The following is a 7,742-nucleotide window of genomic DNA, read 5'->3' on the forward strand; positions in this document are numbered from 1 at the left end:
GCCATTAAGGTGCTCGGCGACGTCTTTGTCCCCATCATCCCCGCCATCGTGGCTTCGGGTCTGCTGCTGGGCATTATGAGCGCCCTCAACTTTATGGCCTCCAACGGCTTTATCGCGCTCGACACCAATAACTTTATCTACAAGATTGCCGACCTGGTCTCGGGTACGTCCTTTGGCATCCTGCAGATCCTGATTGGCTACTCCGCGGCCAAGGCTTTCGGCGCTAATCCGTACCTGGGCGCCGTCGTCGGCGGCGCGTTCATCAACTCCTCGCTGCAGAGCGCCTACACGGTCGCCTCCGAGGGCGTGCAGACCATGGTCACCGTCATCCCCGGCGTGTACAGCTTTGAGTGGGTTGGCTATCAGGGCCACGTCATCCCCATCGTCATCGCTTGCGCGATCCTTGCCTTCCTCGAGAAGCGTCTGCACAAGATCGTTCCCGAGATGTTCGACCTCTTTGTAACCCCGCTTGTCTCCGTGTTCGTGACCGTGCTCGTGACGCTTATCGCCGTCGGTCCCGTCTTTGTGTGGGCCGAGAATGCCGTCCTCGGTCTGATCCAGGCTCTGCTCACCCTGCCCTTTGGCATCGGTTCCTTTATCGTCGGCCTGTTCTATGCCCCCACGGTCGTCACCGGTATTCACCAGATGTACACCGCCATCGACCTGGGCCAGCTTGCCCAGTACGGCGTGACCTATTGGCTGCCCATTGCCAGTGCCGCCAACATCGCCCAGGGCGGCGCCGCGCTTGCAGTTGCCTTTAAGACCCACGATGCCAAGATCAAGGGCCTAGCGCTTCCTTCGGCTCTGTCCGCCTTCATGGGTATTACCGAGCCTGCCATCTTTGGTGTGAACCTGCGCTTCTTTAAGCCCTTCATCGCTGGCTGCATCGGCGGCGGCTGCGGCGCCCTGGTCTGCGCGCTCACCTCGCTCGCCGCTTCCGGTACGGGCGTTACGGGTATCTTCGGTATCCTGCTGTGCCTGGCCCAGCCCGTGCAGTACGCGATCATGTTTGCGGTCGCCGCGCTGGTTTCCTTTGGCGTCTCGTTTGTCCTGTACAAGGACGAGCCCAAGGCTTCCGAGCAGGCCTAAGAGCTTTTGATTGAAGGGTGCCCGCGGGTTGTATGCTCGCGGGCGTTTCCCGTATCCGGTGTCGATCTCTGGCGCCTTGTTACTTTCGATCCGTTAGGACTTTGATATGTCTAATGCACTTGGCCGCGACCTTGCAAAGCTGGTTGCCGCTGTTGACGCTGCCGCCTCTGAGTGCGGCCATGGCGCGTATGGCCAGCGCTTCCATATTATGCCGCCGGCGGGCTGGCTCAACGACCCCAACGGTCTTTGCCAAGCGGGCGGCGTGTTTCACGCGTACTTCCAGTATGCCCCGTTTGATGTGAACGGTGGCGTAAAGATGTGGGGCCATGCCACAAGCCGCGACCTTATGAACTGGGAATATGTTGGCGCCCCGCTGCTGCCCGACGAGCCGTTCGATTGCCATGGCGTGTATTCAGGCTCCGCGCTTGCCGAGGACGGCTGCATTCGCGTGCTCTATACGGGCAACGTTAAGCTTTCCGATGCGGACGGCACGTACGACTACGTCAATACCGGCCGTCGCGCCGATACTGTTTATGTCGAGAGCGTTGATGGCCTTGCCGGTCGGGAGTTCAGCCAAAAGCGCGTGGTGCTGGCGTCCGATGATTATCCCGAGGATTTGACCTGCCACGTGCGTGACCCCAAGGTGTGGCGCGATGATGACGGGCGTTACCACATGGTGCTGGGCGCGCGTCGTCGCGTGGATGGGCCGCATGTCGATAGTCGATTTTGCGCCATGCACGGCGAGGGTGCCGGGCGCGATGTGGGCGAGATCCTGGTGTATGGCTCGGCCGATATGCTGAGTTGGGAGCTCGAGAGTCGTGTGTCTACGCCCGAGCGCTTTGGCTTTATGTGGGAGTGCCCGGGATACCTTGAGCTTGAGCCGGATGGCGGTGTACCGGCGAAGTGGCTGTCCTTCTCTCCCCAGGGTCTTGAGGGCGGTCGTTGGGACCGCGGCAATGTGTATGCAGCGGGCTACATGCCTGTAACGGGCGACATTACGGGTGGCAATGACGCTTATGAGCTGGGCGAGTTCCGCCTGTGGGATGCCGGCTTTGATTTCTACGCGCCGCAGGAGTTTACGTCCGAGGATGGTCGCCACATTCTGATCGGCTGGATGGGCATGCCCGATGAGCCGACCTATGACAACGCACCGACTCTGGTGGCGGGCTGGCAGCACTGCATGACGGTGCCGCGCGAGCTTACGGCCGGTGACGGCGGCGTGGTGCTGCAACAACCGGCTCGCGAGATCGAGCACCATTATGCCTCGGTGCGTGTGGGGGAGGGCTCGTTGGAGGTTGCAGGCGATACCTGCTTTGACGTTGTTGCCGACGGTGTCGACGGCGCGTTTACCGCGACCGTTGATAGCGAGCTTAAGCTGGCGTTTATTCCCGCCGAGGGCGAACTGCCCTCGCGCTTTGAGATGCGATTTACCGATGAGGGTCGCGCTTCTGCCGGCTGCGGTCGTACCGTGCGCTGGGAGCCCGTCAACGAGGTTCGTAACGTGCGCATTGTTGGCGATGTCTCGTCGGTCGAGGTGTTTGTGAACGATGGCGCGCTCGTGTTTTCGACGCGCATCTATCCCGAGACCTATGGCGTGTCCGTTGATGCTCCGGGTGCGAGCGTGACCTACCACGCGCTCAACATCTAGGCGATTCGTCGCATATCGGCGCTATACTGCAGCCGTTGCCCACGATGCGGGGAACATCCGTATCGTGGGTTTTTGTTTCTGAAGGGACGGTACCGTATGGGCGTACAGCAGCTAGAAGATACCTGGGCTTTGAGAGCCGGCGCGCGTGAGGCGCGTCTTGTTGCGGCCTCGCATGTACCGGCGGCGCTGTCGCTGCTGGGAATCGTGCGTCCCGGTGACCGCCTGGTGGCCTTTGCGGACGACTTTGCCGATGCGTTTGCTCGTGGCTTTGATGGCCGCGATGTTGTGCTGGTGGGGGAGCCATCGGCTGCAGCGTTTTCTGCTGCGTCCGAGGGATTTGATGCTTCGTTTGATGCTGAGGGACCGCACCTGTGGTGGTTTGTGAACTCAATCGGTGGCTTTGGCCTGCGTGTGCCCGATCTGCGTGCGCTGGGTCGGGCGGCGCGTGAGGCCCATGCGCTGCTGGTTGTGGACAACACCGTGGCTGACGTCTTTGGCTGCGATCCGCTGCGGCTGGGTGCTGTGCTGTCCCTTGAGGCGCTCGACCGTGTGTGTGCCGGTGAGGCTCCACGCAAGCTCGTTGCCGCTTCGGTCGCGCGCTCGCAGCTCAAGCGCCATCGCGTGGACGCTGCGGCCGAGTGCGCGCATGCGCTGCTCGAGTGGTGCGGATTGGCCGCGCTCGACTTGTCCTCCGATGAGGCCGAGGTTCTAGAGCACGGGCTCGACACGCTCGACACCCGCATGCAGGCACATTTCGATCGCGCCCGTGCGCTGGCTGAATATTTGGCCGCGAACGAGATGGTGCGCAACGTGCGCTATCCCGGGCTGACCTCGCATCCCGACCATGTGGCTGCAACGGGAATTCTCGAGCACGGCTTTGGCCCGGCAGTAGAGTTCGATCTTATCGAACGTAGCGCGGGCGAGCTGTTCGATGCTTTGCCTGGGGAGTTTCGCACATCGCCCGCAGGCGGCGCAACAACGCGCCTTTCGGCTCCACGCAGCAAGCAGGGGGGCACCATCCGCCTCTTCGCCGGCACCGACAACCCCCTGGTTGTAGCGTCCGCCCTAGACAACGCCCTCCGCAAGTAGCTAAATCATCCTCGACTCCATAAGTTGCGGTGAAATAGGGATTGATTTACGACTTTAGCGGCATAAACAGCCCCTATTTCACCGCAACTTATGAGAAGGGGTTGTGTGGCTATAAGGCCCCGTCCCAAATGGGCTACTCTTTGATGCTGGCGATGAGATCGTTGGCTTTGGTGGCGATGACGTTGTTGATGTCGGTCTGCAGCTCCTCGTAGACCGCTATGGCTCGCTCGCCGGCGGGGGTGAGGGTGGATCCGCGGGCGCCGTCGCGCTCGATGAGCTTGCAACCCAGCTGACCTTCGGCCTCGTTCACAATGCGCCAGGCCTTGGAATACGCCATGCCCATGCTCTTGGCGGCGCGGTTGAGCGAGTGCTCGCGGGCAATACCCTGCAGCAGCAAGACGCAGCCGTGGCCGAAGACGCCCGGTAGATCTTTGTCGCACGCTTGAATGACCAACTTTGCCGTCGTCTTGTACTCCATGTGCTCCACGTCTCCCCGCTAAAGTGTTTGCTGGGCAAACGCAAAGCCTGCGTCAAACCCTCGTGTGCTCTTCTTAAATCATGCATTGTAGCAGTCAAAGTGCGTTAAGATACTTCCCCAGTATTGGGCGCCCAAGGTTGGGCTGGGTCCTACGAGGCCTGCAGCCGACCGGTCGCATGGAAAAAGGAGAAACATGGCTACGTTCTTTCCCGGTGAGTCCCACACGTTTTCGGAGTATCTGCTGGTCCCTGGCTACTCGTCCTCGCAGTGCATCCCCAACAACGTCTCTCTTAAGACGCCGCTGACCCGCTTCAAGCGCGGTGAGAAGCCGGCAATCACCCTGAACATCCCCATGGTTTCCGCCATCATGCAGTCCGTCTCGGGCGTCGACATGGGTGTCGCGCTCGCTACCGAGGGTGGCCTGTCCTTCATTTACGGTTCCCAGAGCGCCGAGTCCGAGGCCGCTATGGTCAAGGCCGTCAAGGATCACAAGGCTGGTTTCGTTCAGTCCGATTCCACGCTGACCCCCGACATGACCATGGAGCAGGTCATCGAGCTCAAGGAGAAGACCGGTCACTCCACCATGCCGGTTACCGACGACGGCACTCCCAAGGGTAAGCTCCTGGGCATCGTCACCAGCCGTGACTATCGCCCCAGTCGCGATGACCACCAGACGAAGGTCTCCGAGTTCATGACCCCGCGTGAGCAGCTCATCGTGGGCGACAAGAACATCAGCCTTAAGGTTGCCAACGACGTCATCTGGGACAATAAGCTCAACGCCCTGCCCATCGTCGACGACTACGATCACCTCATGGGCATCGTCTTCCGCAAGGACTATGACAGCCACAAGACCAACCCCAACGAGCTGCTCGACGGCGACAAGCGCTACATGGTCGGTGCCGGTATCAACACCCGCGACTATGCCGAGCGCGTGCCGCTGCTCATCGAGGCCGGTGCCGATGTCCTGTGCATCGACTCTTCCGAGGGCTTCAGCGAGTGGCAGAAGCGCACCATCGAGTGGATCCGCGCCAACTACGGCGAGGACGTCAAGGTCGGTGCCGGCAACGTCGTCGACGCCGAGGGCTTCCGCTTCCTGGCCGACTGCGGTGCCGACTTCATCAAGGTTGGTATCGGCGGCGGCTCCATCTGCATCACCCGTGAGACCAAGGGCATCGGCCGTGGCCAGGCCACCGCGCTGATCGACGTCTGCCGCGCTCGCGACGAGTACTACGAGGAGACCGGCGTCTACGTGCCCGTGTGCTCCGATGGCGGCATCGTCTACGATTACCACATGACGCTCGCCCTTGCCATGGGTGCAGACTTTATGATGCTGGGTCGTTACTTCGCCCGCTTTGACGAGAGCCCGACCGAGCGCGTCAACGTGAACGGTCAGTACATGAAGGAGTACTGGGGCGAGGGTTCTGCGCGTGCTCGCAACTGGCAGCGCTACGACCTGGGCGGCGCCGCGAAGCTTAGCTTCGTCGAGGGCGTCGACTCCTACGTTCCCTACGCCGGTTCCCTCAAGGACGGCGTGGGCGGCACGCTCTACAAGGTCAAGTCCACGATGTGCAACTGCGGCGCCCTCTCAATCCCCGAGCTCCAGGAAAAGGCGCGCCTAACGCTGGTCAGCTCCACCTCCATCGTCGAAGGCGGCGCCCACGACGTAGTCGTCAAGGATTCCCAGCAGAGCGTTTCCTATCGATAAGCGGCTTTCCCAGGCACCGCACCTTGCCGTTCAAACCGTCGCTCGCGTACCAAAGTACGCGTCGCTCCTCTTTCACGGCAATCTGCGGCACTTGGAAAACCCGACCATGCTTGGGCTGGTAACAATTAGCGGTTGATTCACAACCACGTTATTAAGATAAAGCGAGATGCCTGCAAGTTGCAGGCATCTCGCTTGTTGTATTTGCTATCATCATGCGAGTTAACGATGTGGCGGGGCGTTCTTACCTTTGCTCGCTGCAAGTTCCGCACGAGCCGAAGAGCACTTAATGTGCTCTTCGTGCGAGCAGGACTGTCCGCAGCAGCGAGTAAAGGTAAGAACGCCCCGCCCCAACCCAGCTAACAAAGGAGCTGATATGTGCGATTGCACAGATCATAAGGACGAGATCCCTGCCTACGACGCGCAGGCCATTGAGTCCAAGTGGATGAAGGCCTGGGAGGACTCCAACCTCTTTGCCGTCGACACCGACGACAGCAAGCCCAAGAAGTATGTGCTCGAGATGTTCCCGTATCCGTCGGGCGACCTGCACATGGGCCACGCGCGCAACTACACCATCGGCGATGCCATGGCCCGTCAGGCTCGTATGCGCGGCTTTGACGTGCTGCACCCCATCGGCTTTGACGCCTTTGGCCTGCCCGCCGAGAACGCCGCCATCAAGCACAACACGCAGGCTGCCGCCTGGACGTATAAGAACATGGACCAGGCGCTCGCCACGATGAAGCGCATGGGCTTCTCCTACGATCTGGATCGCATGGTCAAGACCTGCAGCCCCGACTACTACCGCTGGGGCCAGTGGATCTTTGAGAAGATGTGGGAAAAGGGCCTGGTCTACCGTAAGAAGAACCCGGTTAACTGGTGCCCCACCTGCAAGACCGTTCTGGCCAACGAGCAGGTTACCGAGGGCAAGTGCTGGCGCTGCGGCACCGAGCCCGAGAAACGCGACCTGGAGCAGTGGTACTACAAGATTACCGAGTACTCTCAGGAGCTGCTCGACGACCTGGAGAAGCTCCCCGGCTGGCCCGAGCGCGTCAAGCAGATGCAGGCCAACTGGATCGGTCGCTCCGAGGGCGCCGAGGTCGACTTTACCCTGTGCGACAAGGACGGCGAGCCCATCGAGGGCGACGAGGGTAAGATCACCGTCTTCACCACGCGTGCCGATACCCTTTTTGGCGTCTCCTTCTTTGTCCTGGCTCCCGAGTACGCCGGCTTGCACGAGCTCGTCGAGGGCACGGAGTACGAGGAGGCCGTGACAAAGATCGTCGAGGACTCCAAGCATATCTCTGCCGTCGAGCGTGCCCAGGGCACCCTCGAGAAGCATGGTGCCTTCACGGGCCGCTATGTGGTAAACCCCGTCAACGGCGAGAAGGTCCCTGTGTGGGTTGCCGACTACGTCGTGGCCGACTACGGCACCGGCGCCGTCATGGCCGTTCCCTGTGGCGACCAGCGCGACTTTGAGTTTGCCCGTAAGTACGACCTGCCGATCGTGCCGATCATCCTGGACGATGACGATCGCGCTGCCGTCGAGGCCAGCGGCGAGACCATCGATACCTTCCATGCCGAGACCGTCGACTGGGATTGCGCCCATGCTGCCGAGGGCACGCTCGTCCAGTCCGGCAAGTACACCGGCATGCGCGGCGGTAAGCACTCCGAGGGCGAGGCTGCGATCGTGGCCGACCTCGAGGCCATGGGCTGCGGCCGTCGCAAGGTCGAGTTCC

The 7,742-nt window shown here is 61.2% G+C and carries 6 protein-coding genes; 5 read left to right on the plus strand and 1 reads right to left on the minus strand.

Annotated elements, in window-relative coordinates; genetic code table 11:
• From ABHR76_RS09050 to ABHR76_RS09060, 3 genes are all read left to right on the plus strand, one after another.
• On the plus strand, positions 1 to 1,089 hold a 1,089-nt coding region (locus tag ABHR76_RS09050), incomplete at its 5' end, for a PTS transporter subunit EIIC (RefSeq protein WP_346977448.1).
• A 106-nt stretch (positions 1,090 to 1,195) separates the two neighbouring features.
• Positions 1,196 to 2,737 carry a glycoside hydrolase family 32 protein gene (locus ABHR76_RS09055; RefSeq protein ID WP_138375011.1) on the plus strand — a complete coding sequence of 514 codons (1,542 nt, stop codon included), beginning with the start codon at positions 1,196 to 1,198 and terminating at the stop codon, positions 2,735 to 2,737.
• A gap of 96 nt (positions 2,738 to 2,833) precedes the next feature.
• Positions 2,834 to 3,826, plus strand: a complete 993-nt coding sequence (locus tag ABHR76_RS09060; RefSeq protein ID WP_271736330.1) for a PLP-dependent transferase — start codon at positions 2,834 to 2,836, stop codon at positions 3,824 to 3,826.
• A 133-nt stretch (positions 3,827 to 3,959) separates the two neighbouring features.
• Here the strand turns inward: ABHR76_RS09060 and ABHR76_RS09065 are convergent, their stop codons facing one another.
• Positions 3,960 to 4,304 (minus strand): winged helix-turn-helix domain-containing protein, encoded by a 345-nt coding sequence (locus ABHR76_RS09065; RefSeq protein ID WP_195445260.1) that lies wholly within the window; start codon positions 4,302 to 4,304, stop codon positions 3,960 to 3,962.
• A gap of 193 nt (positions 4,305 to 4,497) precedes the next feature.
• On the opposite strand from ABHR76_RS09065, the gene ABHR76_RS09070 reads away from it, so the two are divergent.
• Both ABHR76_RS09070 and ABHR76_RS09075 read left to right on the plus strand, forming a co-directional pair.
• Entirely contained in the window at positions 4,498 to 6,009 is a 1,512-nt protein-coding gene (locus tag ABHR76_RS09070; RefSeq protein WP_035138103.1) for an IMP dehydrogenase, read from the plus strand.
• Positions 6,010 to 6,382: 373 nt separating this feature from the next.
• A partial coding sequence (locus tag ABHR76_RS09075) for a class I tRNA ligase family protein (RefSeq protein ID WP_346977450.1) occupies positions 6,383 to 7,742 on the plus strand: 1,360 nt, incomplete at its 3' end.

The sequence above is a fragment of the Collinsella aerofaciens genome (genome assembly GCF_039752985.1).
Classification (GTDB): Bacteria; Actinomycetota; Coriobacteriia; order Coriobacteriales; family Coriobacteriaceae; genus Collinsella; species Collinsella aerofaciens_BT.

What these genes read in the sequence shown, in the direction of transcription:
- ABHR76_RS09055 (WP_138375011.1), top strand. Translation starts at nt 1,196, where the DNA reads ATGTCTAATGCACTTGGCCGCGACCTTGCAAAGCTGGTTGCCGCTGTT.
- ABHR76_RS09065 (WP_195445260.1), bottom strand. Translation starts at nt 4,304, where the DNA reads ATGGAGTACAAGACGACGGCAAAGTTGGTCATTCAAGCGTGCGACAAA.
- ABHR76_RS09070 (WP_035138103.1), top strand. Translation starts at nt 4,498, where the DNA reads ATGGCTACGTTCTTTCCCGGTGAGTCCCACACGTTTTCGGAGTATCTG.
- ABHR76_RS09060 (WP_271736330.1), top strand. Translation starts at nt 2,834, where the DNA reads ATGGGCGTACAGCAGCTAGAAGATACCTGGGCTTTGAGAGCCGGCGCG.